The sequence below is a fragment of the Streptomyces pseudovenezuelae genome (assembly GCF_029892565.1).
GTDB lineage: Bacteria > Actinomycetota > Actinomycetes > Streptomycetales > Streptomycetaceae > Streptomyces > Streptomyces pseudovenezuelae_A.
In genome coordinates this window covers 81479-108356 of the sequence record NZ_JARXVH010000024.1, presented here as the reverse complement: position 1 = coordinate 108356, position 26878 = coordinate 81479, and the positions used below count along the sequence as shown (strand labels likewise).

Annotated in this window: 26 protein-coding genes and 6 pseudogenes; 15 read left to right on the top strand and 17 right to left on the bottom strand. The window is 69.3% G+C overall.

All coding sequences use genetic code 11. The features are described 5' to 3' along the window. A partial coding sequence (locus tag M2283_RS44915) for a hypothetical protein (protein WP_280882366.1) occupies nt 1-204 on the top strand: 204 nt, incomplete at its 5' end. Nucleotides 205-225: 21 nt separating this feature from the next. Here the strand turns inward: M2283_RS44915 and M2283_RS44910 are convergent. After that, nucleotides 226-494 (bottom strand): annotated as a pseudogene (locus M2283_RS44910) (TetR/AcrR family transcriptional regulator); the annotation flags it as partial. Between the two features lie 195 nt (nt 495-689). On the opposite strand from M2283_RS44910, the gene M2283_RS44905 reads away from it, so the two are divergent. Continuing rightward, nucleotides 690-1955 carry a YncE family protein gene (locus tag M2283_RS44905; RefSeq protein WP_280882365.1) on the top strand — a complete coding sequence of 422 codons (1266 nt, stop codon included), beginning with the start codon at nt 690-692 and terminating at the stop codon, nt 1953-1955. Between the two features lie 73 nt (nt 1956-2028). Here the strand turns inward: M2283_RS44905 and M2283_RS44900 are convergent. Then, nucleotides 2029-2297, bottom strand: a pseudogene (locus tag M2283_RS44900) (endoglycosylceramidase); the annotation flags it as partial. Nucleotides 2298-2672: 375 nt separating this feature from the next. On the opposite strand from M2283_RS44900, the gene M2283_RS51795 reads away from it, so the two are divergent. Next, entirely contained in the window at nt 2673-3092 is a 420-nt protein-coding gene (locus M2283_RS51795; protein ID WP_348538974.1) for a hypothetical protein, read from the top strand. A gap of 17 nt (nt 3093-3109) precedes the next feature. Further along, entirely contained in the window at nt 3110-3247 is a 138-nt protein-coding gene (locus M2283_RS51790; protein WP_348538973.1) for a hypothetical protein, read from the top strand. Nucleotides 3248-3352: 105 nt separating this feature from the next. On the opposite strand, the pseudogene M2283_RS44890 reads toward M2283_RS51790, so the two are convergent. Further along, a pseudogene (locus M2283_RS44890) lies at nt 3353-3523 on the bottom strand (MerR family transcriptional regulator); the annotation flags it as partial. Between M2283_RS44890 and M2283_RS52130 the strand changes: the two are divergent. From M2283_RS52130 to M2283_RS44880, 3 genes and pseudogenes are all read left to right on the top strand, one after another. Then, nucleotides 3500-3568 (top strand): annotated as a pseudogene (locus M2283_RS52130) (hypothetical protein); the annotation flags it as partial. The pseudogenes M2283_RS44890 and M2283_RS52130 overlap by 24 nt on opposite strands. A 176-nt stretch (nt 3569-3744) precedes the next feature. Then, nucleotides 3745-3822: an IS3 family transposase gene (locus M2283_RS52125; protein WP_432423221.1), complete on the top strand. Its 78-nt coding sequence runs from the start codon at nt 3745-3747 to the stop codon at nt 3820-3822. Further along, nucleotides 3816-4463: pseudogene (locus tag M2283_RS44880) on the top strand (IS3 family transposase); the annotation flags it as partial. The gene M2283_RS52125 and the pseudogene M2283_RS44880, both read left to right, overlap by 7 nt. Before the next feature lie 17 nt (nt 4464-4480). Here M2283_RS44880 and M2283_RS44875 read toward each other — a convergent pair. The 8 genes from M2283_RS44875 to M2283_RS44840 form a co-directional block, all read right to left on the bottom strand. After that, a complete protein-coding gene (locus M2283_RS44875; protein WP_280882364.1) occupies nt 4481-4789 on the bottom strand; it encodes a transposase in 309 nt (102 codons plus the stop codon). 131 nt (nt 4790-4920) lie between these two features. After that, nucleotides 4921-5601 (bottom strand): polysaccharide lyase family 7 protein, encoded by a 681-nt coding sequence (locus M2283_RS44870; protein ID WP_280882363.1) that lies wholly within the window; start codon nt 5599-5601, stop codon nt 4921-4923. A 248-nt stretch (nt 5602-5849) separates the two neighbouring features. After that, entirely contained in the window at nt 5850-8135 is a 2286-nt protein-coding gene (locus M2283_RS44865) for a glycosyl hydrolase family 95 catalytic domain-containing protein (protein ID WP_280882362.1), read from the bottom strand. A gap of 130 nt (nt 8136-8265) precedes the next feature. Next, a complete protein-coding gene (locus tag M2283_RS44860) occupies nt 8266-10923 on the bottom strand; it encodes a discoidin domain-containing protein (RefSeq protein ID WP_280882361.1) in 2658 nt (885 codons plus the stop codon). Further along, complete coding sequence (locus tag M2283_RS44855; protein WP_280882360.1) at nt 10920-12722, bottom strand: DUF2264 domain-containing protein; 1803 nt, start codon at nt 12720-12722, stop codon at nt 10920-10922. Before M2283_RS44855 ends, M2283_RS44860 begins: the two co-directional genes overlap by 4 nt. Beyond that, nucleotides 12722-13588, bottom strand: a complete 867-nt coding sequence (locus M2283_RS44850; RefSeq protein WP_280882359.1) for a carbohydrate ABC transporter permease — start codon at nt 13586-13588, stop codon at nt 12722-12724. Before M2283_RS44850 ends, M2283_RS44855 begins: the two co-directional genes overlap by 1 nt. Before the next feature lie 7 nt (nt 13589-13595). Beyond that, nucleotides 13596-14540, bottom strand: a complete 945-nt coding sequence (locus M2283_RS44845) for a carbohydrate ABC transporter permease (RefSeq protein ID WP_280882358.1) — start codon at nt 14538-14540, stop codon at nt 13596-13598. Then, nucleotides 14537-15844 carry an ABC transporter substrate-binding protein gene (locus M2283_RS44840; RefSeq protein ID WP_280882357.1) on the bottom strand — a complete coding sequence of 436 codons (1308 nt, stop codon included), beginning with the start codon at nt 15842-15844 and terminating at the stop codon, nt 14537-14539. Before M2283_RS44840 ends, M2283_RS44845 begins: the two co-directional genes overlap by 4 nt. A 99-nt stretch (nt 15845-15943) precedes the next feature. Here M2283_RS44840 and M2283_RS44835 point away from each other — a divergent pair, with 99 nt between their 5' ends. Then, nucleotides 15944-16993, top strand: a complete 1050-nt coding sequence (locus M2283_RS44835) for a LacI family DNA-binding transcriptional regulator (protein WP_280882356.1) — start codon at nt 15944-15946, stop codon at nt 16991-16993. A 102-nt stretch (nt 16994-17095) separates the two neighbouring features. Here the strand turns inward: M2283_RS44835 and M2283_RS44830 are convergent, their stop codons facing one another. From M2283_RS44830 to M2283_RS52120, 3 genes are all read right to left on the bottom strand, one after another. Then, complete coding sequence (locus tag M2283_RS44830) at nt 17096-17230, bottom strand: hypothetical protein (protein WP_432423219.1); 135 nt, start codon at nt 17228-17230, stop codon at nt 17096-17098. Between the two features lie 208 nt (nt 17231-17438). Further along, nucleotides 17439-18236 (bottom strand): hypothetical protein, encoded by a 798-nt coding sequence (locus M2283_RS44825; protein WP_280882355.1) that lies wholly within the window; start codon nt 18234-18236, stop codon nt 17439-17441. Continuing rightward, complete coding sequence (locus M2283_RS52120; RefSeq protein ID WP_432423218.1) at nt 18233-18637, bottom strand: nucleotidyltransferase domain-containing protein; 405 nt, start codon at nt 18635-18637, stop codon at nt 18233-18235. Before M2283_RS52120 ends, M2283_RS44825 begins: the two co-directional genes overlap by 4 nt. A gap of 76 nt (nt 18638-18713) precedes the next feature. On the opposite strand from M2283_RS52120, the gene M2283_RS44815 reads away from it, so the two are divergent. Genes M2283_RS44815 through M2283_RS44800 form a run of 4 tightly spaced genes read left to right on the top strand, consistent with a single transcriptional unit; the run spans nt 18714 to nt 22304 of the window. Further along, entirely contained in the window at nt 18714-19325 is a 612-nt protein-coding gene (locus tag M2283_RS44815) for a hypothetical protein (RefSeq protein WP_280882353.1), read from the top strand. Nucleotides 19326-19339: 14 nt separating this feature from the next. Then, nucleotides 19340-19753 (top strand): effector-associated constant component EACC1, encoded by a 414-nt coding sequence (locus tag M2283_RS44810; RefSeq protein WP_280882351.1) that lies wholly within the window; start codon nt 19340-19342, stop codon nt 19751-19753. Nucleotides 19754-19767: 14 nt separating this feature from the next. After that, complete coding sequence (locus M2283_RS44805; protein ID WP_348538976.1) at nt 19768-21762, top strand: caspase, EACC1-associated type; 1995 nt, start codon at nt 19768-19770, stop codon at nt 21760-21762. Nucleotides 21763-21794: 32 nt separating this feature from the next. Then, nucleotides 21795-22304 (top strand): hypothetical protein, encoded by a 510-nt coding sequence (locus M2283_RS44800; protein ID WP_280882373.1) that lies wholly within the window; start codon nt 21795-21797, stop codon nt 22302-22304. On the opposite strand, the gene M2283_RS44795 is transcribed toward M2283_RS44800, so the two are convergent. Beyond that, nucleotides 22243-23052 carry an IS5 family transposase gene (locus tag M2283_RS44795; RefSeq protein WP_280882350.1) on the bottom strand — a complete coding sequence of 270 codons (810 nt, stop codon included), beginning with the start codon at nt 23050-23052 and terminating at the stop codon, nt 22243-22245. The genes M2283_RS44800 and M2283_RS44795 overlap by 62 nt on opposite strands. A 186-nt stretch (nt 23053-23238) precedes the next feature. On the opposite strand from M2283_RS44795, the gene M2283_RS44790 reads away from it, so the two are divergent. The 3 genes from M2283_RS44790 to M2283_RS44780 all read left to right on the top strand — a co-directional run bounded on the left by M2283_RS44790 (nt 23239) and on the right by M2283_RS44780 (nt 25299). Further along, entirely contained in the window at nt 23239-23760 is a 522-nt protein-coding gene (locus tag M2283_RS44790) for a PQQ-binding-like beta-propeller repeat protein (RefSeq protein WP_280882349.1), read from the top strand. 460 nt (nt 23761-24220) lie between these two features. Beyond that, nucleotides 24221-24667 (top strand): hypothetical protein, encoded by a 447-nt coding sequence (locus M2283_RS44785; protein WP_280882347.1) that lies wholly within the window; start codon nt 24221-24223, stop codon nt 24665-24667. Between the two features lie 371 nt (nt 24668-25038). Beyond that, nucleotides 25039-25299 carry a hypothetical protein gene (locus tag M2283_RS44780; protein ID WP_280882346.1) on the top strand — a complete coding sequence of 87 codons (261 nt, stop codon included), beginning with the start codon at nt 25039-25041 and terminating at the stop codon, nt 25297-25299. 458 nt (nt 25300-25757) lie between these two features. Here the strand turns inward: M2283_RS44780 and M2283_RS52115 are convergent. Then, a pseudogene (locus M2283_RS52115) lies at nt 25758-26189 on the bottom strand (TniQ family protein); the annotation flags it as partial. Beyond that, on the bottom strand, nt 26186-26812 hold the full coding sequence (locus tag M2283_RS44775) for a hypothetical protein (RefSeq protein ID WP_280882344.1): 627 nt from the start codon (nt 26810-26812) through the stop codon (nt 26186-26188). The pseudogene M2283_RS52115 and the gene M2283_RS44775, both read right to left, overlap by 4 nt. Nucleotides 26813-26878: the final 66 nt, after the last annotated feature.

Below are 26878 nucleotides of genomic sequence, written 5' to 3'. Positions count from 1 at the left end.
CCGAGAACTCACCGGAGAATCCACACCAACCTGGCGAATCGAAACGGACAAGCCACCCACATCGTCCTGAACATTGATCAGATGCTCTCTAAGGGATCCACCGGGGGGGCTGTCGTCAGGACACCACTGTCGTCATTGCCGTCGATGGAGAACCAACCATCCAGATCGACGATGAGCTGGATGATGCCGGAGCTGCCGTTGTAGATGTGAACGTAGGCAGGCCCTGCGCGCGTCGGCGAAGGCGGCCAGCACCGCTTCCTCGGCCCAGCCGTTGATCTGCAGATGCGCGCCGCCAGGACGTCCTCCAGGGTGCGGAACTCCTCGTAGAATTGGCGCGTCGACAGGCCGACCGCCTCGCTGAGCGACGCGACCGTGGTCCCGCGGTAGCCGGGCCCGCCGCCGAACAGTCGCAGCGCCGCGTCCAGGAATCTTCCCCGGCGCTCGGCCTGCCGCCGTTCGGCCGACTTGCCGCAGTAACGGCCGGTCGGCGCTCTGGAGCCTGCCCGTCACTGACCCTCCCTCGTCGGCCCGTGCTCCCCCGCCGCCGATTTTGTCGTGCACGGAGTCTTGTGGCGAAGGGCACCTCTTCCTTACTTTCCAGTAAGTCACTCTGAATGCACCGGTGTTCAGTTTCGGGCGGCCCTTCCGCCCTGCCCCCACGCCTTCAGCCACCCAGAGGAGAGAGCAGCATGCCTGCCTTCAGATCCAGGCACCTTTGCTCCGTAGCCGCCGCCCTCGTTTTGACCGTCGCCGCCCCGGCGACCGCGGCCACCGCCGCTTCCACCGACGCCGACGCCTCGACCGCCGCCGCCCTGCGCGAGGTCCTCTTCGTCGGCAACAACTGGGAGGGCACCGCCGACGTCGTCAAGTCCAGCGGTGACTTCGCCAAGGTCGGCCGGATCAACGTGATCCCCGACAAGGCCGCCCGGATGGCGGAGATCAACGCCGACCCGATCAAGTGGATCTACTTCATGGCCATCCGCAACGGGGTCGGCGAGGGCCACGACCAGTTCGCGGACGACATGTACACCACGCCGGACGGCGCGTCGGTGGTCGTATCGCGGCCGAGCTTCGCCGACGTCGTCTCCATCGACCTGGCCACCGGGAACATCAACTGGCGTTTCCCGGTGTCCGGTTACCGTTCGGACCACATGGCCGTCTCACCCGACGGGAAGCGGGTCGCGGTCTCGGCGTCGATCTCGAACACCGTGCACGTCCTGGACATCGTCACCGGTAAGCAGCTCGGGTCATTCAAGACCGGCGACAAGCCGCACGAGAACATCTTCACCAAGGACGGCAAGTACATCTACAACATGGCGATCGGCGACGTGAACACCTCGCAGGACGCCCCGTGGCAGGACTTCACCAAGGGCGACCGGCACATCACCGTCGTCGACGCGACCACCTACAAGCAGGTCAAGATCATCGACATGCGACAGCGGCTGGACGCCATAGGACTCACGGACTACTCGGACGCCGTGCGCCCGGCGGTGTTCTCGCCGGACGAGTCCAAGCTGTACTTCCAGGTCTCGTTCTTCAACGGCTTCTTCGAGTACGACCTCGCCTCGGACCGGATCACCCGGACGAAGACCCTGCCGAAGAACCCGGCGACCAGCGACGACCGCACCACGTTCGTCAACGACTCGCGCCACCACGGCCTCTCGATGAGCCCGGACGGGGCCAAGCTGTGCGTGGCCGGCACGATGGACGACTACGCGACGGTGGTCGACCGGGCCACCCTCCAGGAGGACCCCCTGGTCAGCGCCTCCAAGCCCTACTGGGCCACGGTCAGCGGCGACGGCAAGGACTGCGTCATCTCCGAGAGCGGCGCCGACCAGATCACCGCGATCGACTTCGCCACCGGACAGAAGGTCCTCTCGGTGCCGGTGGGCGACCATCCGCAGCGGATCCGGCTCGGACATGTAGCGGCGAACTGGACCGGCACCGGCAGCTGACGGCCGCCCGGTACGGCACGGCGGGGGCGGGCGACGGTGACCATCGCCCGCCCCCGCGTCGTCTCCGGCGCGGTCACCCCACCTTCCGCGCCACCCACGCCGACAGTTCGGTACGGGCGGTCGCCAGCAGGGTCGCGGACGGCGCGGTCGCCCCGTTGGTCACCAGGCGTCGTAGTGCACGGGGCACGAGTCCGGCGCGCCCGGCAACAGACGCCGGCTGCCCGTGCCGTCCGGTTCGGCGGCCGCGGCAATTTTCGTGGTCGTGGTGTAGGCGGGCGGGGAGTACACCGTGCCGAGGTCGGCGACCGTCCTCGCGGCGGTCGGGAAGGAGGCCGGCAGATGCGGTCAGTGGCGCGCGCCGCCGTTCAAACGCCACACCACCCCGATTCGGTGGTACCGGGGACTGATCCACACCCGCCGGGTCGTACCGCAGTACTACGTGCCGCCGCTGCCCCGCGCACCATTCAGATTGCGTTCATGCTCGACGTGCCGTCGTGCGGATCATGACCGCGGAGCACTTACTCGACGACCACCCCATCGCCCCCGTACGCCAGTTGGCGAACAAGGTGCCGGAGGTCACCGTCTACTTCTGGATCGTCAAGCTCCTGACCACGGGCATGGGAGACCGCGTCAGACCTCCTGGCCCGAACCCTCGGCCCGATCCCGGCGGTCGCGCTCGGCGCTCTCGCCCTGACGGCCTCCCTCGCCGTCCACTTCATGCTCAGCCGCTACGTCGCCTGGGCGTACTGGACGGCCGTCGTCATGGTCAGCGTGTTCGGCACCATGGCCGCCGACGTCCTGCACGCCAGCCTCGGCGGGCCCTACGCCGTCTCGGCCCCGGCCTTCCTCACCGCACTGGCCGCGAACTTCGCCCTCTGGTACCCGAGCGAGCGCACCCTGTCCATCCACACCATCCGGACGCGCCGCCGCGAGGGGTTCTACTGGGCAGCGTCCTCGCAACCTTCGCCCTCGGCACCGCCGCGGGCGCCTGACCGCCACGATCGGCTTCGGCTACCTGGGCTCGGTCGCCCTCTTCGCCACCACCATCTGCGCACCCGCCCTGGCCCACCGCCTCGGCACCCGAGGGCGCGGTCACCGCCTTCTGGACCGCGTACGTCGTCACCCGCCCCCTGGTAACCTCACTCGCCGACTGGATGGCACTCCCCCACACCCGCGGTGGCCTCGGCCTCGGTCTGTCGCCCGTCACCCTCGCCTGGACGGCCGCGATCATCGGATTCGTCGGCTACCTGACCGTGTCACAACGCGACAGGGCCGCGCACGCCGCAGCATAAGGCAAGGACGCGCCCACGCATGCTGCCCGGAACGCCTGCCTTCCGGGCAGCATGCGTGGGCGGCAGCCGCGAAGCTCCTGGGAGAGCCCTCAGGTCTCAGCCGTTTCAGGTCGTGGCCGTCGGGTTCACTGATGGGTCGGTACGGCGGTGTTCGGCGTTGGTGCGCTGGGCTTCTTCGAGCTGGTCTTCGAGGACGATGATGCGGCAGGCGGCCTCGACGGGGGTGCCGCGGTCGACGACTTGCAGAAGCTCATGCTGCGCAGCCGCAGCAACACGCTGGTCAGCGTGAAACGAGTGACGCAGCAGAGCAGTGGCCGCAAGACCGCTGGCATCGATGGGCAGCGTGCCCTCACCGCCGAGGCGAGGGGCAAGTTGGCGACCGACGTTCACCGGTCGTCGAAGCCCTGGCAGGCTCCTCCTACTACGCGTGGCGCGAGGGCGAGGCCGCCCGCCATGCCCGGCAGGCCGCCGACGACGCGCTCGCGCACGAGATCACGGTGCTGCACGTCGCCTCCCGCCGTACCTACGGTGTCCCGCGCATCCACGCCGAACTGCGGCGTCGGGGCGGCGGGTGAACCGCAAGCGCATCGCCCGCGTGATGCGCGAGCGCGACATCCGAGGCGTCACCCGGCGCGAGCGCCGTTCGTTGACCCGGCCCGACAAGAAGGCGAAGCCGGCCCCTGACCTGATCGGCCGCGACTTCCACGCCGAGCGGCCCGGGATCAGGCTGGTCGGCGATATCAGCTACCTGCCCACTGCCGAGGGATGGCTCTACCTCGCCTGCTGGCTGGACCTGGCCACCCGCGAGGTCGTCGGTTATGCCATGGCTGATCACCACCGCGCAGAACTCGTCGTGGACGCCCTCGACATGGCCTACGGCCGAGGGAACCTGGAGCCCGACTGCGTGATCCACAGTGACCGCGGCAGCGAATACACCTCGACCCAATTCTGCGACTGCATAAGGGAGTTGGGACTGCGGAACAGTTGCGGACGTACCGGATCATGCTTCGACAACGCGGCCGCGGAGAGTTTCTTGGCCCTACTCAAGGAAGAGATCGGCACCCGCATCTGGCCCGACCGCGCCACCGCCCGCGCCGAGGTCTTCACCTTCATCGAGACCTTCTACAACCGCCGCCGCCTGCGCAAGCACAAGACCTTCGGCTACTTCACCCCGGCCGAGACCAGGCAGCGGCATCAACACGCCCTCGCGGCATAACCAACGGGTGTCCAAGATCACGGGGAAACTTCACGGCCGAGCTGCACCCGCTCGCGTTCACGCAGCTCCGTCAACATCCGCTCCCACACGCCTACTTGCTGCCATCGCCGCCAGTAGTGGTAGACCGTCTGCCACGGCGGCAGATCGTGCGGCAGCAGTCTCCAGGCACAGCCGGTCCGCAGCCAGTAGGCCAGCGCGTTGAGGATCTCCCGCCGCGTGTGTTTCGCCGGTCGACCACCGGGCCTGACCGCCGGAACCAGCGGACAGAGGATCTCCCACTCCGGATCGGACAGATCCGTCGAGCAACGGGTACGCAGCTCACACACTCCAGCCCCCGAAAGTGCACCACCACCCCGTTACCAGGCAACTTCCCGCTGACAGGCTTTTCAGAGGCCCTCTTGGGTCAGCTGGACGGTGCCGCCGAGCAGGCGAGAGCCTGCCGTCCGCGCGTGACGGGTCACCGTGTCCAGTACTGGATGTTGCGGAAGCGGGCCTCGGCGCGGCCGGAACCGTGGTTGTACACACCGTTTTTGAAGTAGCGGGTGGCGGGGCCCCGGTCGTCGACGGTCAAGACGAGGGAGTCGTCGAAGTAGACCCTGACGGTGCCGGTCCCGGACCTCGCCTCGTGGGCGATCTTCACGTTGAACCAGGTGTCGTACGCGCCCGTCTTGAGCACGGTGCCGTCGTAGCGCCGTACGGTGCCGCCGTTGGTCTTGTAGATGTTGAGCATGATGTCGGTGGCGGGGGTGCTCGAGGGGTGCACGCTCCGCAGGATCTGGACGAAGGACGCCCCGTCGGTGCCGGACGGGAGGTAGACGTCGGCGTCCCACATACGGTCGCCCGTGGTGTAGTCGACCTTCCAGCGCATCTCGGTACGCGGGTCTGTGGAGCTGCCCTCCTGGAACGGCTCGTCGGTGGCGTACACCCACATGCGGTCGACGCCGCCGCTGTAGCTGTGCCGGTCGCCGAGGTCGAGGTTCCAGGGCTTCTGCCAGCTGTAGGTGAACGAGGTCTTGCTCCAGCCGTCGGTCGGGGAGGCAGCGGGCGCCGTGGCGGCAAGGGCGGCGGACGGCAGTGCGAGCGCGGCACCGCCGGACAGCAGACCGGCACCAGCCCGTAAGACGGATCTCCTGTTCATGGCGTGTCCCTTTCCGGTGAAGTGAGGGTGGGGAGGTGGGGAGCGCGGAAAGCAGGCAACCTCAATACATCGGAGGAGTCAATGACTTGGACCAGACTATTAACTGGGGGCGGAAGGCAACCACGGCCGATGGCGAAACGGGCGAGGCAACGTCAAGTCCGCTCAAGTCGTTGATACACCCGATGAATTGGCATGCCTCTTCGGCGTCGGCCTGTGCGACAGGCCGACGCCGACGTGACTGCCACGACTCAGTCCGGCAGCCCCCACGGCTTTGCGTCGCCGACGGCCGGCACATCCCGCGCACGCAGGTCCGGGTCGGTGCCGCGCGGCAGGACGACGGCCGTTTCGTCCCGGCCGAGCGGGATCTCGATGCGGCCGGGCCCCGTCTCCCGGTGCCGCAGCCGCCGCCCGCGTTCGTCCCGTACGTCGATGGCACCGTCGATGCCGTGGTCCAGAACGAGGGGCGCGCCCACCTCACTGTGGACGCGCACCCATCGGGTACGGCCATCTGATCGGTCGGCGTCGACGAGGAACGCGCCTTGGGTACGCAGGGCTTGGACCGACACGTCGGGCCAGCGGCGCGATACCGAGGGGAGGACTCGTACGACTCCGCCGTGGCTCTGCACGACCATGTCGAGGACGGACTGGGCCGCCGTCAGGGGGCTCTCGACGGCCAGGTTGCCGCCCTCCACGTACATGGTGTTCGGGGTCATCCACGCGTTCTTGATGACGTTGCCGTCGGTGAAGTAGGTGAGGAAGTCGAGGGCGTCCTCGGGTCGTTCCGTCAGGGAGGCCATCGAGGACGCGGCGGCGTAGCTGTAACCGGCCCACAGGCTGCGGTCCTTGACCCAGTGGTCGAAGGTCGTCCGGATGGTGTCCCGGTCGGAGGGGCGGTCCCAGTTCAGCTCGTGCAGCGGGAAGAGCCACAGCATGTGCGAGAAGTGCCGGTGCGACTCGGTGAGGGGTTTGCCGGCGCCGATGTTGATGCCGGTCTCGTCACGCGGGTACTCCACCAGGCGCTGGAGGGTCTCGCGCCAGCGTCCGGCGCGCGGATGGTCCGTGCGGAGAATGCGCAGGCAGTCGAGGAGGGTGGCGCAGCCCCAGCGGATCAGGGAGAGGTCGTAGGTGCAGTCGGTGGCGTCCGCCCACTCGGGCGACCGGGTGAGCGGCAGGTGCAGCTTGCCGTCGCTGCCCTCGTACAGGAAGTGGTCGTAGAAGTTCACCGCCTTCACGAGGATCGGGTAGAGGACGTCACGCACGATCGACACGTCCATGCTGTGGCGGTAGCTGAGCCAGACATTGTGCATGGCCCAGATGAGGTTGCCGTTGTTGTCGGTCTTCGTGGAGGTGCCGGGGATGCCGACCGTCTTGGCGCCGGGGCGCAGCATCCAGTCCGAGGGGTGGGCCAGGGCGTAGGTCGCGCCGTCCTGGTACTCCGGCGGGACGGACTGCGGCAGGTACTTCTCGAAGCTCTTGAAGGTGGAGGTCACGGAGTCGAGTTCGGGGTGATCGGATCCCTGGATCAGCCACGTCGCGATCTGCACGTTCAGGTTCCACCAGACGGCGCTCCAGCTGCCGCCCGTCTCCGGGTACCACGGCCCCCACTCCGACATAGAGGGCCCGCCGGCCCGGGTGGCGCAGGCGGCCTTGTAGAGCTGGATCCAGTAGAAGTCCTGAATGCGTTTGTCCGGGACCGAGACCAAGCTGCGCCGGTAGAAGCGGTGCCACCAGGCGCGGTGGACGCGCACCAGGTCGTCCGGGTCCGCGGAGAGCGTGCGCCCTACCTCGGTGACGGCCCGCTGCGTCGTGCGCGAGAGGTCCTCGGGGAAGCCGTAGACGATGTGCGCGGCCAGCAACCTGCCGCTGCCGACGCGCCGTTCGCGCCAGGCGGTGGTCCATCCGCCGCCCGCGATCAGCGGCTGCTCGACGTAGTGGGTGGCGCCGGCGGATCCGGTGCGGGGGTCCGGGTTGCCCGTGTAGTCGGCGGGTTTGTCCTTCTCGCGGGGCGAGATGGCGGGCAGCCACGTGAACGACCATGCCGCGGTCTCCTCGCCGGCGCTGGGCCGGGTGGAGATCAGCAGCGCGGTGCGGGCGTTGTGCACCAGCATCGAGAAGCGGACGCTGCCGCGGGTGGTGGTGACGGTGCCGCGCAGTTCGGCGTCCCAGAGGTCCAGGGTCCAGTCGACTCCGGTCACCTCACCGGCGAGCGTGAGGTCGAAATGGCCTATGGGCAGACGGGAGAAGCCGTACGGGGCACGCCACTGCGGTCGCTGGTCCTGCACCTGACTGTGGCTGACCATGACCTTTAGGGAGTTGGCTGTCGCGCCTCGGTAGACCTGTACCCCGAGGAGACCGTTGCCGAGGAAGGGGCCGTCCTTCCAGTCGCCGGGCAGCCGCCGCCAGCGCAGGGCGGCGGCTCTGGCCATGCGTTCGTACACGTCCTCCGCGCCTTCGGGCGACCGTGGCGCCGCCCAGGCGGTGCCGGACCCTGCTGTCCAGCCGGCGGCGGCGACCGCGGCTGCCGTGCCGATCACACCTCTTCGAGAGATCCCGTTCCCTGTTGGCGCGGTCACCTGGCTGCCTCCCATTTCTGGTCGTGGATACGGATTCGGCGGGGCCGGGCAGCGGGGTTCGGTATCCCGCTGCCCGGCCGGTCGTCGGGGGTCAGGGCCTGATCGTCAGCCAGTCGAGCGCGGCGAGCCGACTCGTGCCCTTCGCCACGAGGTAGAGGTCGTGCGTGCCGGTGACCTCGCGCTTCAGGGTCACGGTCTGCTCCTGCCAGTCACCCTTGCCTGTGACGGGCACCGATGCGGCTAGCGGGCCGTCCGGCGCGTCCAGGCGCAGTTGGAGTGAGCAGCCCTTCGTGCAGGTGGAGTTGAGTCGTGCGGTGAGGTGCTTTCCGTCGACGTTGGCCTTGCGGAAGGCCACCCAATCGCCGGAGCTGAGGACTCCGGTGGCCGCTGTGCCGCGCCCCATCCCGTGTACGGTCGTGGCCTTTTCGGCCTGGAGCGTCGAAGCGGCGTCGGGCCCAGCGCCGTACAGCCGGATGTCGTTGACGACCCAGGGCGTGGGTCCGCTCGCGGTGAGCGTGATCCGCACATAGCGGGCGGTGGTCTGCTGGGGGAACACCGCGTCCTGGGTGAAGGAGCGGCCGGAGACACGGGCGAGAGGCTCGCCCCAGTGCGTGCCGTCACCGCTGACGGAGACCGTGAAGCCGTATGGCTGCTGGCCGCCGGTGTCGCGGCCCGCGTCGAGGGAGAGCCGGTTGAACGTCTTGCTCTCGCCGAGGTCGACGGTGAGGGACTGGCCGGCGGCCTGCGGGGCAGTGCCCGTCCAGCGGGTGTTGATGTCGCCGTCCACGGTGACGGCGGCGTTGCTTCCGTCGCTTGCGGTGGCACTCCAGTTGCCGTGCCGTACCCGCTGCTGACAGCCGGGCAGGTCGCAGCCGGTGGACCAGATGGGTGCGCCGTACTCGTAGGCGCCCTGGTCGGGGGCCGTGCCCAGGGTGTCGGTGGTGATGCCGTCGACCACCTCGCCGGCGTCGATGGCGGGTGACCCGGGCGTCAGCCACAGCTCGCCGTTGACGGCGTTCGTGTAGCCGGGGGTGGCGCTGATCAGGTTGGAACGGACGATCGGCAGCGGGTTGCCGGTCTGCGTCGCGGTGACCGGCTTGGGACCGATGATGTTGCTGAAGTACGAGCCAGACGCGTCCGTCGCACCGCCGAGGGCGGACGAGGCGGTACCGATGCCCACGCCGTAGCTGGAGTTGTGGTCCTCGTTGGCGATGCTGGGGCCGGTGTGGCCGTTGAAGTAGACGCCCCGGGCACCGGTGTTCCAGGCCACGTTGTGGTGCAGCTTGAAGTGGCCGGAGTAGTTGTCGACGTAGTAGCCGTTCTGGCCACTGGAGTCGTGCGCGGTGTTGTGGTCGATGGAGCTTCCGGTGCCGTTCAGGTAGCAGCACACGTAGAAGGGCGAACCGTCGCGGGAGGTGCGCATCGCTTCGGAGATGTCGTTGTAGGCGATGCGGTTGTCGTGGTACTCGGTGCCGTTGATCTGGTAGGCGGTGTCGATGGCCGCCCGTCCGGTGCGCCGGATCGTGTTGTGGGTGACCGTGTGGCCGTTGCCGTTGATCTCGATACCGGGGGTGTAGCTGCCCATCCAGCCGACGTCGTGAATGTAGTTGTTGGTGACGGTGTTGCCGTTGCCGCGTACCAGAACGCCGTCACCGGCCGACTGGGCGATCTCGCTGTTCTTCAGGGTGTTGCCGGTGCCGAGGACCTGGACGCCGGAGTCGAGGATGCGGGAGGCGACGATGTGCCCCTCGGCCGGCTCGGTCGCGAGGTCGCTGTCCGGCGGCATGGGCAGGGTGGAGTACTCGGAGATGTACGTGGCGTGCAGTCGGTCGACCACGACTCCCGTACTGGACTTGCCCGTGCGCAGCGAGGTTCCCCACAGGTCCAGGCCGCGCACGGTGACGTACGAGCTGTCGCTCAGGTCGACGCCCCACAGCCGGTGCTTGGCGGTCACCGTGTGTCTGGCGATGCCGCCCTTCGGGGGGACCAGGTAGAGCCGGTGCGCGGCCTTGTCGTAGTACCACTCCCCCGGCTGGTCGAGGGCGGCCTTCGACCCGACGAGGTAGTAGTTGCGGTAGGGCTGGTTGCCCATGCACAGCGGGGTGCAGCGGTAGTTGCCGCCCTTGAAGTCCAGCTTGCCGGGTGCCGAGGCCGTGGCGGTGCCGGTCTGCTGGGCCCAGGGGTTGGAGCCCGCCCACAGGTGCACGGTGGCGCCCGTCCAGTCGGCGTCCGGCAGATCCGTGTCGTCGATGTGCTGGTCGGTGGAGGTGGTGTCGGCCTCGGCCCAGGTGGCGTTCAGCGGATCGGCGCCGGAGTTGGGCCAACGGCCTTCCGCCGCACGGGCGTTGTCCAGGAACACCGCGTTGAAGTCGGGGTCGGGCGGCAGGTCGGTGTCGGCGGCGATCAGTCCGCCGCCCGCGTCCTTCCAGCCGGTCACCTTCTCGGTTCCGTCGACGCTCACGGGGCCGTCGCCGTACGCGGCGATCGTGACCGGGGCACCCTCGGTGCCGGAGGGAGGGGTGAGCTGTTCGCGGTAGGTGCCCTTGTGGATCAGGCAGGTGTCGCCGGGGCGGACGAGGTCGAGGCAGGCGCCGATGGTGCGCAGGGGGCTTGCCTGCGTGCCGTGGGCGTGGTCGCTGCCCTGCGGGGCGACGTGGTACGTGTGGCCGGACTGTGCCGCCTGCGCCTGCACCGGGGTGGTCAGCAGCGCGGCCGTGGCGCCCAGTACGGACAGATGTCTGAGTCTCAAGGCCCGTCTCCAGTCGTCGGATGTGCGGTGGTCGAGGGGTGTGTGGTGGTCGGGAGATGCGCGGTGGTCGCCGGATGGGTGAGGGGCCGGGGTTCTCGCCACGCCGTCTCGGCTTCGCTTCCGGTCGGGGCACCGAGCACGGCACACCGCAACCAGTGCTCGCCGGGTGGGAGTCGGCCGACGAGTACGGGCAGGGCGGTGCGTCGTGCGAGGACGTTCGTGCCGGGCAGGCAGTCGACGACCTCGCCCTCGCGCCGGCCGTCGAGGTCGCGCAGGCCGGTCAGTCCCGCGGGGGCCGTTACCCGTGCTTGTCCCGGACCGGTCTCGCGGTCCGTGCCCGCGTCCCGGTCGACGGCGAAGCCGCCCTCGGCGGTGTGCAGGGCGCGAGCGGTGCGGACGCGGTGGGTGCGCACGTGCCAGGGTGCGGCGGCCGTCAGCCAGGTCGTGATCTCCACGTCGGGCCACGGGTGCCAGGTGCTGAGGACCGTGTCGTCGCTGACGTAGTGCGCGGCCGGCTCCTCGCGCACCCGGTAGTGCGCCCCGCCGTCGTCGCTCAGCGCCAGCATCGAGTCGTACGCGCCCTGTTCGAGCCCGAGCGTGCCGTTCGGCAGGCTGAAGCCGAAGCGGGTCGAGTACGCGAACTTGGCATACTTCTCGGCGCCATGGCGTACCCACGGGTGGTGCTGGCGCCCGGCGAGAAGGGTGACGTCGCCGTGTGTGCGCATCAGTACGGCCCCGGCGTGCGGCTGGGCGCTGACGGCGAGCAGGTCGGCGGGTGCCGGTTCCTCCTTCGCGGTCCAGAACGCGTGCTGTTCGGGCAGCGCGAGCGGCAGATACGCCTTGAGCGACCAGTAGGGCGAGCCCGGCGCGTTGTACTGCTCGGCCAGCGCCGGCTGCGGATAGCCGTACCCGACGGACAGCAGCCCGTCGGGCCCGGTCACCGGCCGCCCCTGCCACCAGCGCAGATGCCGCAGCAGGTACCCCTTCACCGCGCTCCACGGCAGTACGTCGACGCCCGCGAACGGCAGCGCGCCCCAGAAGGCGGCCTGCGCCCAGCGGTAGGTGAGGCTGCGGCCGTACGGGACGGCGGCACCGTCGTCGGCGAACCAGTGCCGGAAGTCGCCGGCGAATTGGGCCGCCCGGTCCTTGAAGCGGTCCCCGCCGGTCAGCGTGTCGTGGAGCAGCCCGTAGAAGTGCATGGCCCACGGGACGTAGTAGTCGCGGCGTTCGGTGGGGCCGTCCGCGTACCAGCCGTCACCGAGCCAGAAGGTCTCCAGGCGGTCGAGGCGTGTGGTGATGAGCGAGCGGTCGTAGGGCACCCCCACCCGGTCGAGGCCGAGGCTGATCAGCACCGGGAAGAAGAGCCAGTTGTTGTCGGTGGTCTCCCGGGGCAGCGCGCTGAGCAGCCAGCGGGCGAGCCGGTCGCGTTCGGGGCCGGTCAGCGGGTCCCACCACTGCTCGGGGGCGAGGGCGAGCGCGAAGCCGATGGCGGCCATCTCGACGATGCGCTGGTCGTGGTCGACGGGCTCGCCCCAGTACTCGGGGTGCGCGGGATCGCTGCCGTGGGCGAGCCCCTGGACCCACAACTCGCCGTGCGGTACGGCCTGTCCGCCCGCCGCGAGGGGCGCCAGTCCCCACAACGGCCGGGCGAACGCCTCCAGTTCGGCGGCCGTGTCGTCGTGGATCGCGGTGTTCACGCCGAGCCGTACACGCGCCCGGCCCTCGCTGAAGCGGGACACCAGAGGATCCATCAAGTCGCTGAGTTGGGAGGTCAGTTCGGTGTGTGCGTCGTCGGCCATCAGCCCTTCTCCGCCCCGGCCAGCAGCCCGGTGCGCAGGAAGCGCTGGGCAAGGACGAATCCGATCAGCAGTGGCGCGCAGGCCACGAGTCCGGCCAGGGCCGCCTCCGGCTGGTGGATGTCGAGGTCGGCGAAGCCGCTGGAGTTGTTGACCGCGCCGGTGGACTGCAGCAGGGACATCAGGCCGAGCTGGAGGGTGAAGGTGCGGTCGTCGGAGAGCATCACGAAGGGCAGGAAGAAGTCGGTCCAGCAGCGGACGAAGCCGAAGAAGGCGATCAGCGCGATGGCGGGGCGGGCCAGCGGTACCGCCACCGACCAGAACAGTCGCAGCTCGCTCGCCCCGTCGACGCGTCCGGCGTCCAGCAGGCTGTCGGGCAGGTTCGCCTGGAAGTGCAGGAAGGCGAGATAGACGCCGAAGGGGTAGAAGGACAGCGGAAGGATCACCGACCAGACCGTGCCGGTGAGGTCGAGTGCCGACATCTCCAGGTACAGCGGGAGCACCAGCGCGGCCGGGGGCAGGATCATCGTCACGATCGACAGAGTGAGCAGGGCCCGGCGGCCGGCGAAGTCGTGCTTGGCGAGGGCGTAGCCCGCGGGGACGCACAGCAGCAGCGAGATGGCCACGCTGGCCGCCGCATAGATGATCGAGTTGCCGATCCACAGGGTGATCTGGCCGTCGTTGTACGACGTCAGGTGTGACCAGGCGTCGCCCACATTGCCCAGCGAGCCGAAGCCGAGGGGTGAGCCGGTGGTCAGGTCGTCGGCCGTGCGCGTGGGTGCGAGGAGCAGCCAGAGCAGGGGCAGTCCGAAGAAGACGGCCGCGCCGAGCAGGAACAGGGCGCGGGCGCCGCGTGACAGTGCGGTCATGCCTCACTCACCGGGAGTCGGAGGAGTCAGTGGCGTACATACGGGTGCGGGTGATCACGATCCAGGCGGCCAGTACGCCGACCGCGAGCATGGCCAGGGACAGCGCGGCTGCCTTGCCGAAGTCGCCGTCCTGGGTGGCGTAGGTGTAGGCGAGCTGGTTGACGGACCAGGTGGGGCTGATCTGGCCGGGGGCGCCGGTGGACAGCACGCTCGGCTCGACGAACACCTGGCTGCCGGAGGCGAAACTGGAGATCAGCACGAAGGCGACGTACGTGCGGACCATCGGCAGCTTGATGTGCCACATGGTCCGCCAGGCGGAGGCGCCGTCGACCTGCGCGGCCTCCAGGACGTCCTTGGGGAGCGCGTTGAGCGCCCCGTACAGGACCACGATCCAGCCGCCGGCGTGCACCGCGACGCCCATCACGGTGAGGACGGCGATGACGCTGCCGCCGGACAGTGCTTCCGTGGCGCTGTGGACGTCCAGCAGCTTGAGCAGGGGTGAGAACGGGCTGCTGTCCGGGCTGACCATGAACAGCCACAGCAGGGCGGCGGCCGAGCCGGTGACCGCGCCGGGCAGGTAGTAGACGAGTTGGAGCGCGCTCGTCGTGCGGCCGGGGCGGGCGTGCAGGGTGAAGGCGAGGGACAGGACGGTCAGCAGCAGGATCGGCAGCCAGAGCAGCAGATACGTCGCCACGTTGGCGGCCGCGTCGCCGAGCCGGTAGTCCTCCAACACGGTCACCCAGTCGTGCCCGCCGGTGAAGGAGCCGTTGTCGACGAACGAGGTCCACAGGGCGTATCCGGCGGGCGCGAGCCCAAAGACCACGAGGAACACGGTGTACGGGCCGACGAGGATCCAGACGGCGGCACGGCGGGCGGGACGGCGCCGGCGGCGCGGTGTCACCGGCGCCGGGGCCGCGGCGGCGGGCGGGCGGGGTGTCGTGAGCGTTTTCATCCGACCGTGTACCCGGTGGTCTTGGCCGCCGCCTCCAGCTTGTCCTGCCAACTCGCCAGTGCGTTGCGGAGGTTGCCGCCCGAGTCGACTGCCTTGACGAGCGTGTCGTTGAAGCTGCTCTGCCAGTCGGCCTCGAAGCGGACCGCTCCGAAGCCGGGACGCAGTGCGTCCGCGGCCGCGATGAGGGCGGGCATCGGGTCGGAGGCGTAGTAGGGGTCCTTCGACTTGGCCTCGCCCCACTTCTGCGCGGCTGCCGTGAAGGCGGGGTAGGTGGGCTGCTTCGCCTGGAGGCTGACGTCGGTGGTCATCCAGCGCACGAGATCCGCGGCGTCCTTGGTGCGCTCGCCGGCGTGCGTGGAGACGAGGAAGGCGCCGCCGCCGACCTGTCCGGCGTAGGGCTTGCTCTCGCCGGGCCAGGTGGGCATGGGGGCGGCGGCGATGCGGCCCCCCGGCACCTTGAAGGCGGGGCCGAACATGAAGTCGCCGAACCAGGCCGGGGCCGGCAGCATCAGGATCTTGTCGCCCTTGCCGAACTTGGCGAAGCCCGGGTCGATGGGCACGACGGTGGTGACGGCCTTCTTCCGGGCGAGCGGCTGCAGCAGATCGGCGACCCGGGTGCAGTTCGCCTGGCCCAGGTCGATGTGGACCTCGGTGAGGCTGAGTGTGTCGCGGGTGGCGCAGCCGCTGCTGCCGAAGTAGATGCCGGCGCCGTACTTGCCGTTGACGGCTCCGACGATGGTGCCGGGGTGCTCGTCGGCCGCCTTGAGACCGGTCCGCTGGTACTCGGCCCAGGTCTTGGGGACCTGGTAGCCGTAGCGCTTCATCAGCGTCGCGTCGTACCACAGGACGGTGGGAGCGATGTCGTTGCGCAGGCAGTACGTCTTGCCGCCGAAGGTGCAGGTGTCCAGGGCGCCGGGGGTGAAGCCGTCGCGGACGGACTGGGGGACGCGGTCGTCGAGCGGGGCCGCGTAGCCGAACTTCTCGCTCGCGAGGGTCGCCGCCTCGGCCGGGTTGGCCAGGAAGACGACGTCGGGCCAGCCGCTCTTGGTGCGGTTGGCGAGGGAGATCTTGGTGGGTACGTAGCCCGCGTCGGGCGGGATGGTGACGATGCGCAGCTTCAGGTCGGGGTGGGCCTTCTTGTACTGCTGGGCCGCGGGCATCCGGGTGTTGTCCACCCAGACCAGCAACTCGCCCTTGCCGCCGCCCGAACCGCCGCCGGCACCGCCGCCTGTGCCGCCGCAGCCGGAGAGCACCAGAGCCGCAGCCGCGGTCGTGGCCAGGGAAGCCACGCGCCATCTCTTCATCGAGGACCACCTTTTCGCCGAGGAGCCTTACTCCGGGACCGCGGATTGCGATAGTTTTCGCAAAGCTCGATCGCCCCGGCAACGTAGGAGATTCATCCGATGACGTCAACGGTTCGGACAGGATCCGGTGAGGCAAGACGGCGCACCCTGGCCGAAATCGCCGATCAGGCAGGCGTTTCGGTGTCCACGGTTTCCAAAGTTCTGCACGACAGATCCGATGTATCGGCGGAGACGCGGGCCAAGGTGCAGCGCCTCCTTGGGCAGCACGGCTATCTGGCGAGACACCGTCCGGCGGCCACCGCGGCCCCGCCCGGCGGCCTGATCGACTTCGTCATCAACGAACTCGACAGCCCCTGGGCGGTCGAGTTGATCCGGGGCGCGGAGGACGTCCTGCACGACGCGGGCATGGGGCTGGTCGTCTCCTCCACCCACGGCCGGACCAAACGCGCCCGTCAGTGGCTGGACTCGCTGGCCACCCGTTCCACGCGCGGGGCGATTCTCGTGGTGCCCGAACTGACGCCGGAGCAGCACGAGGAGCTGAGCCGGCTCGGCATCCCCTTCGCGCTGGTGATGCCGATCGACGAGCCCGCGCCGGGCACGCCGTGGGTGGGCGCGACCAACTGGCCCGGCGGACTGGCCGCGACCCGCCACCTCATCGAGCTGGGCCACCGGCGCATCGCGATCATCAGCGGCCCGGAACGCCGGCTCACCTCCCGGGCACGGGTCGACGGCTACCGCTCGGCGCTGGCCGAGGCCGGTCTCCCCTTCGACGCCGAGCTGGTGCGCTACGGCGACTTCACCCACAACCTCGCGCACCAACACGCCCTGGAGCTCCTGGCGTTGCCCGACCGTCCTACGGCGATCTTCGCCGGCAGCGACCACCAGGCACTGGGCACCTACCGGGCCGCCGCCGAACTGGGCCTGCGCATCCCGGCCGACGTCAGCGTGGTCGGCTTCGACGATCTGCCGTTCGCGGACTGGGTGACCCCACGCCTGACGACGGTCCGCACTCCCCTGGCCGACATGACGGCGCTCGCGGCCCGGATGGTGCTGCGACTGCTGTCCGGGGAGCAGCCGGAGACGACGCGGGTGGAGGTGGCGACGGAACTGGTGATGCGGGAGAGCAGCGGACGCCGTCCATCGCAGTGAGACCGTTGTGCGGGCGCCGGTGTACTCGGCGAGGTGGCGCGGCGGGGCGGGCTCGAGTACCCCCAGTGACTGCTGTGCCCGGTTCGGTGAGACCACTCCGCCTCAGTACCGTGCGCCGACCACCTTGGCGGCCAGGGCGTCCAGGGCCGCGAGGTCATCGGCGCTCAGCTCGACGTCGAGAGCCGCGACGTTCTGCTCCAGCCACTTCACTCGCTTGGTGCCGGGGATGGGGACCACACCTTCGGTGCAGGGGGTGCACGCGCTTCTCCGGAATCAGGTAGCAGAGGAACTCCTGCTGGTGAAGGACGATGATCTGCTCGGCCCGCGAAGCCAGGCGCCGCCGTACCCGCATCGGCACCAGCCGTGCAAGTTGGTCGGGTGGCTGGTGGTAGGTGACGGCCGTCGGCCCGGTGCGGTGCCGGGAGGACCAGAACTGCTCGTCCCCCTACAGCACGTGCGCAGACTGGCGGGAGGCGAGGACGCGCAGGTCTGTGGCGAAGTGCTCGGCCGGGTAGAACGGCAGAGGGCACTGAGGACCGAGCACGCGGTGGGCGCCAGTGAAGGCCAGCCACGCACCCAGGTGTCCGGGCGGGGCGATGCGGCGGACGTCGGGCAGGTGGTCCAGCAGGCGGTCGTAGCCGCCGTGGGCGGTGTGCCAGGGCACACGGACGACGGAGGCGATCACGCGCGTCACCTCTCTGTTGCGGGCAGCAGGCCGAGCCGGCGCAGCTGCGCGGTGATGGCTGCGGGCCGGTCGAGGCGCACCACAGTCAGGCCGGCCGTGCGGTCGGGGTGGAGGCGATCGGACCAGCGTCGGCGGTGCCGGTGGTGGTGCAGAGCCCCCCCAGCGCAGGATGGAGTCCGGGGCCAGCAAGTGGCGGCACGTCTCCCGGTTTCCGCCGAACAGCTCTTCGCCGGTGGCGGCCCGGCGCAGCGAGCGGCTGACCAGCCGGGGCAGGCAGACCCGCAGCGGCAAATCGAGCCACAGCACCAGCTCAGCACGTTCCAGGAGCATCTCGGCGACCTCGCCGCCGTAGTTGCCGTCCGCGATCCACGCCGGTCCGGCGAGGCGGTCACGGACGCCCTTATGGAAGACGGGTGTGTCCAGGGGAGTCCAGTCGGGCTCCCAGAACAGCTCGTCGAGGTCGATGCCGGGCAGGCCGGTGTGGGCGGAGAGCGCTGCGGCCAGCGTCGACTTGCTCGAGGCGACCGGTCCGACCAGGGCTATACGGCTGGGTGTCACGGGAGCCGCCCCGTCACCGTGTCGGCGATCCGCTCCAACAGGGCAGGACTGTGTACGCCGGCCGTGATCGCGAGGACGGGCACCGTGGCGATGAGGCTCTCGATGAGCTCGTAGCCCTGGTGAAAGTGAACCTGCTGTTCGGCGGACAGGCAGGGAACGGTGCCGTGCTGAATTGTGCTGGTGACGAAGCAAGCCGCCGGATAGGCGAACGGGCGCCCTGGTTCCAAGGAAGCCTGGGTGGCACTTCTATCGGGTACGAAGACCAGAGGATGCAAGTCGAGTTCAGCACAGCGAATCGAAGTACGCCTCCGCTCGAACCTCGGCGTGCAGTTCGGCGGCCTGGACCTCCGCGTCGCACGGTTGGCACACGGTGAGCCGTCCTGTAGGGTCCCGCGGTTCATAGCATAGGTCGTACGCGCTGACCAGCGGTTCTTTCGCCGTCTCAAGGCGATGGTGCAACGGCTCAGTCTCACGGTCGTGGCACTTCTTCACGATCTCGGCGAGCCAGATGGAACCTGCCTAGATCATTCAATGAAATCGGGATCTTGTCTGCCGGCCGCCTTCCGGCGTGCCCGCCTCTCGCTGCTTGTCGTGGCTACCGCAGCCGCCGTTTTCCTACTTCCGGCCAGCGCCGCATACGCCGCGAGCGCCTGCACCGTCAACGGCACCCCGGTCACTTCCACCACCATCAACGGCACCGCAGGCAATGACACCATCACCTGCACCGCCGGAGTGAACGCCGACACCACCATCAACGGCCTGGCCGGCAACGACACCATCACCGTCGAGGGCCTCAACTCGGACATCGCTGTGGTCCACGGAGACGATGGCGGCGACACCATCCGTGTCACCGGCGAGAACACGGGCAAGATCTACGGTGACCGCGGCGATGACACCCTCACGGTCGAGGACCTGAGCACCGGCCTTGTGGACGGTGGACCACGGATCGGCGCTGCGTCTGCCGATGAGGAGGCGACCACCGCTTCCCTGTTGACTCGGCAGTTGTGCCGACGGGCTGCCATTGGCGGCCGCACGGCGCCACACTGTGAGGTGCAGGTTCGTGACAACTTGCCACCGGGGGACGGATGAAAGACAGCGCTTCGATGAGAGGCGGCCACACGGATCAGCAGGCGGACGGCGCGATGAAAGTACTGCTGGTCCTCTCGCCCGACCCCGAGCTGGACTCGGAGGCGGGGGAACGACTGACACGCCAACTGCGGGCCGAGATCGCCGAACTGGACGTCGAATCGATCCGTCCTGCGCCCGGCGGCCCAACTCCTGACGGCGCGAAGGGCACCGATCCGGTCACTCTCGGGGCTATGGTCGTAGCGCTGAGCGCGTCCGGTGGCGTGTTCACCGCGCTCATCGAGTCCCTGCGTGACTGGCTTGGCAGGTCTTCCGCCCGGAATCGTGTCTCGCTGACCATCGACGGAGACACGATCGAACTGGAGGGGGCGTCCGCCGCCGAGCGGCGAGACCTCATCGACGCGTACATCCGCCGCCACACGGGCAGTTAGCCACGGGACGCCGGCTGGCACTGCTGATCGCCACCTACGACTACCAGGACACCGGACTGCGGCGGCTGACCGCACCGGCGCACGACGCGGAGGCGCTCGCCGCGGTGCTGCGGGACCCGGCCATCGCCGGATTCGAGATCACCACGCTGGTCAACGAACCGCACCACCGGGTTGGCGGGGCCATCGGCGACTTCTACCGCGACCGCCGCCGCGACGACCTCACCCTGCTCTACTTCACCGGCCACGGCCTCAAGGACGACAACGGCCGGCTGTACCTGGCCATGACCAACACCCGCCGTGACAGCCTGCTTTTCACCGCGATCTCCGCCGAGCAGATCGATCAGGCCATGGAGGGCTGCGTCTCGCGGCAGAAGGTCCTGATTCTGGACTGCTGCTACAGCGGGGCGTTCCCGGCCGGCCGCCTCGCCAAGGCCGACACCGCTGTGCACGCGCTGGAGCGTTTCCAGGGCCGCGGCCGCACCGTGCTGACCGCATCCGACGCCACGCAGTACTCGTTCGAAGGCAATCAGCCGCAGGGTCAGGCGGCGCAGTCGGTGTTCACCCGCTACCTGGTGGATGGCCTGCGCGACGGCAGCGCAGACCTCGACGGCGACGGCGACATCACCCTCGACGAGCTGTACAGCTACGTCCACGACCGGGTCGTCGACGAAATGCCGCAGCAGCGACCCAAGAAACAGGACAACGTCGAGGGCCGCACCGTCATCGCCCGAAACATCAACTGGACGCTCCCCTCCCACCTGCGCAACGCCATCGGCAGCCCGATCGCCAACGACCGGATCGGCGCCCTCGACGGGCTCGCCCACTTGCACCGGATCGGCAACGAGACCGTCCGCGGTGCCGTTCTCGACGAGATCCGCCGTCTTGCGGACGACGACAGCAGAGGTGTCTCCGCTGCCGCCACCGCGTGGCTGAAATCCGTCCTTCCCAAATCGCCCGATCCCCCCGCCGAGCAGCTGGCCGCCATGCCACCCGACCCTCAGTCCCGGTCGGCGACCGCCCCCGACCCCAGTCCCGCCGTGGCAGACAGCAGCCCGCCACCGGCCTGCCCCACCGACGAGGTCACCACCCAACCACCCGACAACACGGAGACAGCTCACCCGCCCACCGGCCCATCCCCGGCATCAGGCCAGCCCGAACCCGCCACCACGGGGCGGGCGCGACCCGACGCTCGTGCCTCAGGCAGCCCGACTGCTCCGGGATCCCGCCTGCGCAGGCACCTTCCCGCCCGGACGCCCCGGCTCGCCGAGTCTCCAGCCGCAGCCACCACAGGTGTATCCCGCCGACGGGTCCTGCTCAGCTTTGCCGGAACCGTGACCGCCGCTGGACTCGGCGTCACCGGTTGGTACTTCTTGAACAGCGACGACGACCCCACCCGGGAAGCGAGATGGAAGTCCACCGCTGGCTCCTCGTTCGGGGGGCGCCCCGTCGTGTCCGGCGGGCTGGTGTTTTCGAGCAGTTGGGAGGGTTTCTTGCATGCGGTAGATGCTGCCACCGGCAAACAACGGTGGAAGGTCCGCGTGGGGGAGGAAAGAGCGGACGACAGGTCGCCGGCGGTGTCCGGCGGACTGGTGTACGCAAGCGGCACCAAGTGCCTGTATGCGTTACACACGGACACCGGCGAAGAACGGTGGAGGTTCCCCACCGGCGACAACGTGTACTCAGCACCGACGGTGTCCGGCGGGCTGGTGTGCGTCACCGGCGATGACGCGTACCTATATGCAGTCGATGCCGTCACCGGCAAGCAACGGTGGAAGTACGCCACTGAGGCCGACTCGAACTACAAGGTATCGCCGACGGTGTCCGGCGGGCTGGTATACGTCGGCATGTCGGACGATCTGTATGCGCTGGACGCGGCCACGGGCAAGAAGCGGTGGAACTATCGCACCTTCGGCAGGGTGAGAGGTCGTTCTCTTTCCGAACCTCGTGTGCGGATTCCGCTGGTCAGACATGGGATTGCGGCTGTTGCGGAAGCCTCGACTCGTTGCTGAGCGAGTTGCGGTGGAGGTGGCGGATGCCGTCGATGCGGGCGGTGTTGGAAGCGCGGCGGAAGGCCGCGGCGGTGCGAGTGGAGGAACTCGAAGCCGAACTGGTGCGGGTGCGGACGGACTTGGCGGACGCGGGAGAGGTCCTCAGACGTCGGGTGATCGGCCTGGAGCAGTATTTGGAGGCGCTGGCCGAGGATGAAGCGCCCGCAGTGGTGGCTGTCGGGTCGTCCCGGAGGAAGCCGGTCGGGCCGCGGCGCGCGGTGCCTCACCGGGAGAACTCGGCCGGGGTGGAGGACCTGTCGGTTGACTATCAGGCGTTGATGGCCGCCGTCCTGGATGCGGGAGTCGATGGGCTGGGTGCCCGGCGTGCGGCGGTGGTGCTGGGCTGGGACAGTGCGTCCGTCTCCCGTGTCGAGGGCGCGAGGGCCCGGCTGAAGCGGCTGGTGGAACGGGGCTGGCTGGTCGAGGAGAAACCGGGCCGGTTCATGCCGTCCGCGCTGGAGCAGGACGCTGCTGATGTCGGGCGGCCAGGCGGCGGCTCATGAGCATGGTCATCGACCACCGGATGACGGCTTCGCTGGTGTCGGTGCGTCGTTCGTAGTCACGGACCAGGCGCCGGCTGCGCAGCAACCAGGCGAAGGATCTTTCCACGACCCAACGGCGGGGCAGGACCTCAAAGCCGCTGACGTCGTCGCTTCGGCGGACGACGTCGAGAACGAGTCCGAGGTGCTGGGCAGCCCAGTCCTGGAGGTGGCCGCGGTAGCCGCCGTCGGCCCAGATCCGCGAGAGCCGCCGGAAGCGCTTCTTTGCCGCGGGCAGCAGGATGCGGGCGGCGTCGCGGTCGGTCGTGGACGCCGGCGTGACCAGCACGTCCAGCAGGAGCCCGAGCGTGTCGGTGAGCAGGTGTCGCTTGCGTCCGTTGATCTTCTTCCCGGCGTCGTAACCCCGTGAAGCGAAGGAAACGGTGGCGTCCGCCTTCACCGACTGCGAGTCCACGACCGCCGCACTCGCCTCCTCCTCGCGGCTCTCTGCCTCACGGACGGCTCCGCGCAGCCGGTCGTGCAGCTCAGCCACGAGGCCCGCATCCCGCCAGCGGGCGAAGAAGGCATACACGCGAGGCCAGGGCGGGAAGTCCGCGGGCATCGCCCGCCACTTGATGCCGTTGTCGACGAGGTAGCGCACCGCGTCGATCATCTGCCGCTGGCAGTAGCCCTCCGGCCGCCCGCCCCGGCCCGCCAGCCATCCCGGCACCGGCAGCAGATCCCGCACCAGGGCCCACTCCGCATCGTTCATGTCGGAGTCGTACCGCGGCCGACGGCCCGGCCGGTCGGCCGCGTTCCCGAACCTGTGGGCGAGACAGTCACACCCAGGGGTGGACCGACTGGACCCGTCGGCCACCACCACGCAACACTTCAACACCAGGGCCTCTTGCAACTCGCTGGATTCGACACCCGCGAGCTACCAAGAGGCCCTTCCTTCATGCCTCAACACCGCTCAACTCACCCGAACCAGCCCGCTGTTCGAACCCCACCGACCACACGAGCGGATAGAGAACAGCTAGTGAGCTCGTGGCCGCCTGTGGTTGCTCAGGGAGCCGTGTACGTGGGTAACGACCTAGGTGAGCTGCATGCGCTAAGCGCTTCCGGTGGTGAGCCGCTTTGGCGATTCACCACCGGAAGCGGCAATGGCTCTTTTAAGTCGCCGGCGGTCACCCGCGAAGTGGTGTACGCCAGCGGCGAAGGCGGATACCTGTACGCCGTGGGCGCCACCACCGGCCAGCAACACTGGAAGTTCACCAGTGGCAACGAATTGTCGGCACCAGCGGCATCCGGTGGGTTGGTGTACGTCAGCAGCGATGACTACTACCTGTATGCCGTGGATGCCACCACTGGCAAACGGCGGTGGAGGTTCCGCAGCGGCGGCACCACGTTGTCCTCGCCGACGGTATCCGACGGGCTGGTCTACATCGGCGGCAGTCACCTGTACGCGCTGCCGGTGTAGCGCGCCTTACCCCGGCCCCGGAGCGGCGCATCCATACAGGGCAGCCTGGCACCACGGTTGTCGACGGTCGCCGGTCTCCTCGGCCAGCTGGGGGCGGCAACAGCGGCACCGTCCAGAACTGCACCGCTACCGCCGGGGTCTGACCGAACCCCACGGCTGCTCCGGTCCCGGCAAACAGCCGGGACCGGAGCGGTTGGGCGTCGGCGAGAGACGTCCGTCGCGGTGTCGGCGGGGGCCGATGCTCGGCAGAGGTACACCGGATACTTCCGGGCCGCCAGGCGGGGCGCATGGTGACGCCGTTCTTGCGTAGTGCGAGGCGGACGGTGGCCAGGCTTGTTTCTTCCCGGTCGGCGATGGCCTGTAGGGACAGCTGGTCCTCCTCGTACCAGGTACGCCATTCCCCGACGCGGGTGGCGGTGTACTGGGTGCGGCGAAACCGCGGTGGGCTCCAGTCGAGGGGGTGCCGGGACAGCAGGTAGGTGATGTGGGCCGTGGTGGTGCCCAGGGCGCGGGCGAGCTGGGCGACGGAGAAGTCGCCGCCGGGCACGGCCTGGTGGAGCTGGTTGGCGGTGATGCTGTCCGGGTCCGGCCCCGGGAGCACGAGATCGTTCAGTTGGCGGGCGGGCAGCCGGGGTGCCCATCGGACGGATTCGTCGATGCCGTGCTCGTCGAGGAGCATGCGTGCGGTGTGGGTGAGCAGTTCGGCCTCGGCGGGCAGGATCCGCCAGCGAAAGCGCTGGTAGTGCTGGCGTTGAGCGTGGGTGGCGGGCGCGATGTCGGAGTGGGCGAGGTGCGCGGGCGATCCGGTCAGGGCCTGGAAGAGCCAGCGTTGGGCGTGCGCGGCATCGGCACCGGGGGTTCGAGCGCAGCCGCCGCTGGAGATCCATCCAGCTCTGCGGGGAGATGAAGCGGGAGCGGGTGGTGAACAGGGCGCGTCGGCGTGCGTAGTCGATCGGGGCGCCGTGTGTATCGAGACGGTCGGCCAGCAGGATCAGTGCGCGCAGGAGGTCGGCGCCGTCCTGGTGGCGGGTGAGGGTGGCGAGGAACGTGGACACGTTGTGGCTGCTGACGCTGGTACCGGTCAGTCGGACAGTGGCGCGGATCGAGGTGGTGTTGCCGGCCAGCAGGCAGGCGACGGTGAGGAGTTCGTCGGCGCGTTGGGCGGCGCGCCTGCCGCTGGGGTGCCGTGGGGAAAGCCGCAGGGCCCACTCCGGCCACAGGGCGGTCGGCAGTAGACGGGCCCTTGAGTCGTGGTTGGCCGGGGGGCGGGTGGAGTCGATGGCGGTGCGGTGGCGCAGGCGCGCCACCGGCATCAGTTTGGTCTCCCGGCTGCAGCGCAGGGCGGCTTCGAGTGCGGGCGAGATGGTGCCGCCGAGGGTGACGACGTTGGCGGGGTGCAGCGGCCGGCCAGAGGCGGCCACGCGGTCGGTCAGCCACCGCACGGCCCTGGCCGCGCAGCGCGTGTTTTCGGCGCGCAGGATGTCGAAGGCCGCGGTGACCGCCACGGCCGTGGCGGCGGCGTCGCCGGGGGCGAAGTGACTGTGCAGATCACTGGGCCGGGTATCTGGTGCCCGCTGGGAGCTGGCGGGCAGGGGGCTGGCGCGGTAGCGCTCCAGACGGTCCAGGACGTCGGGCGGGGCGAAGGGGCGCAGGTCGCTGGGTGTCGCGTGGTTGAGAATCAGCGCCCCCAGACTCCTCGCATCGCGCAGCACCACGTTCAGCGGTGCGCCGCCAGGCCCGTAAAGCGGCCAGCGCACCGGGTCTCCCGGGGCCGCAAGGGCGGTGTCGATGAGGTGTTGCGTCTCGGCCAGGGTGCTGTCGCGGGGATTCTCTGTGACCGGAATGTCGGTCAGGGGGTGGTGACAGCGAGGAGGCCGTGGCCCGCCGTCCGGGGCCGCGCCGGAGCACAGTCCCGGACGGGGCGATTCCTGCCGGGGATGAGCGCGCAGGCGGGGAATCCGCTGGCAGGCCGGACATCGGTCGGCCAGCAGCACATGGTGATCGGTGCAGGCGAAGGACCAACTCAGACGCCAGGCCGCCTGCCAACGTCCGCCGCTGTCGGCCAGGCGCAAGGGGCAGAACCGGGACCCTGCCCGTCCCCAGAGCACTCGCCGGTTCACTCGCCGGTGTCGGGGCAGGATCACCACCGCATGCCCGTCCCAGCGCTGCAGCGTCATCGCCGCGAGAATGTGCTCGGCAACACCGGTGACCTCGGCGATGACGGCCAGCTCGTCCCGGGTGAGCCGGATGGTCCAGGCCGGCAGCACCGGGGCGGCCATGGCTGCTTCCCGGTTCGGCAGGCCGAGCGCGCTGAGCACGTCCGTGAACGGGCAGTTCAGGCGTGCCGCGGTGAACTCCAGCCAGGAGTCCAGGGCCTCGCCGGGATACGGCGCACACCGGATCGGCAGGGTCCGCCGCGCGGTGCTCACCCGGCGGCCCGTGCGGTGCGTGGACGGCTGGTGGCCTTCCCCGCCTGAAGCGCGAATTCGAGTTCGCGGCGGGCTTGTTCGGCGGCCTCGTCGTTCCTGACCTGGTCGAGGAGGTCACGGGTGAGGCGTTCGCTTCCGGTGCGCTGGGCGCGCTGGCAGCCGCGGTTGACCAGCGTCATCAAGGAGCCGATGTGCCCGGTCGACCGGGCGAAGAGGTAGTCGGACAACTCGTCGGCGAGCATGCCGGAATGTGCGTCGGTCAGGACGATGCGCTGTTCCAGCGCCAGGAGCAGTCGGCGCCAGTGGCGTCGGCCCTGTTCGGTGTCGATGGTGAAGGGCGGCATGTCCAGGCGGGTGGTGCGTCGGCCGGTCTGCGCCAGGACCGTGTCACCGGTCGCCTCGCCCTCGCTGAACAAGCCCTTGTCCGCGAGCCCCACACCGACCTTGAGGAGGGTGACGGGGAACTCGTTGGCGATCCACTTGAGATGGTTACTGACCTCGATGCCGCTGGTCTTGCGCCACTTGAGGAAGTGCAGGTCGTCGAATTTACCGACCGCAGGAGCTCGTGAACCGGCTCTGAACTGCGACGATTCATAGACTACATGTCCACGACGGTCGGTCAACGCTCTCCGAGGGATCACGAGTACTGGTGACGGCGGTATCTGTCAGAGGTGTGCAGTACGGTCCTG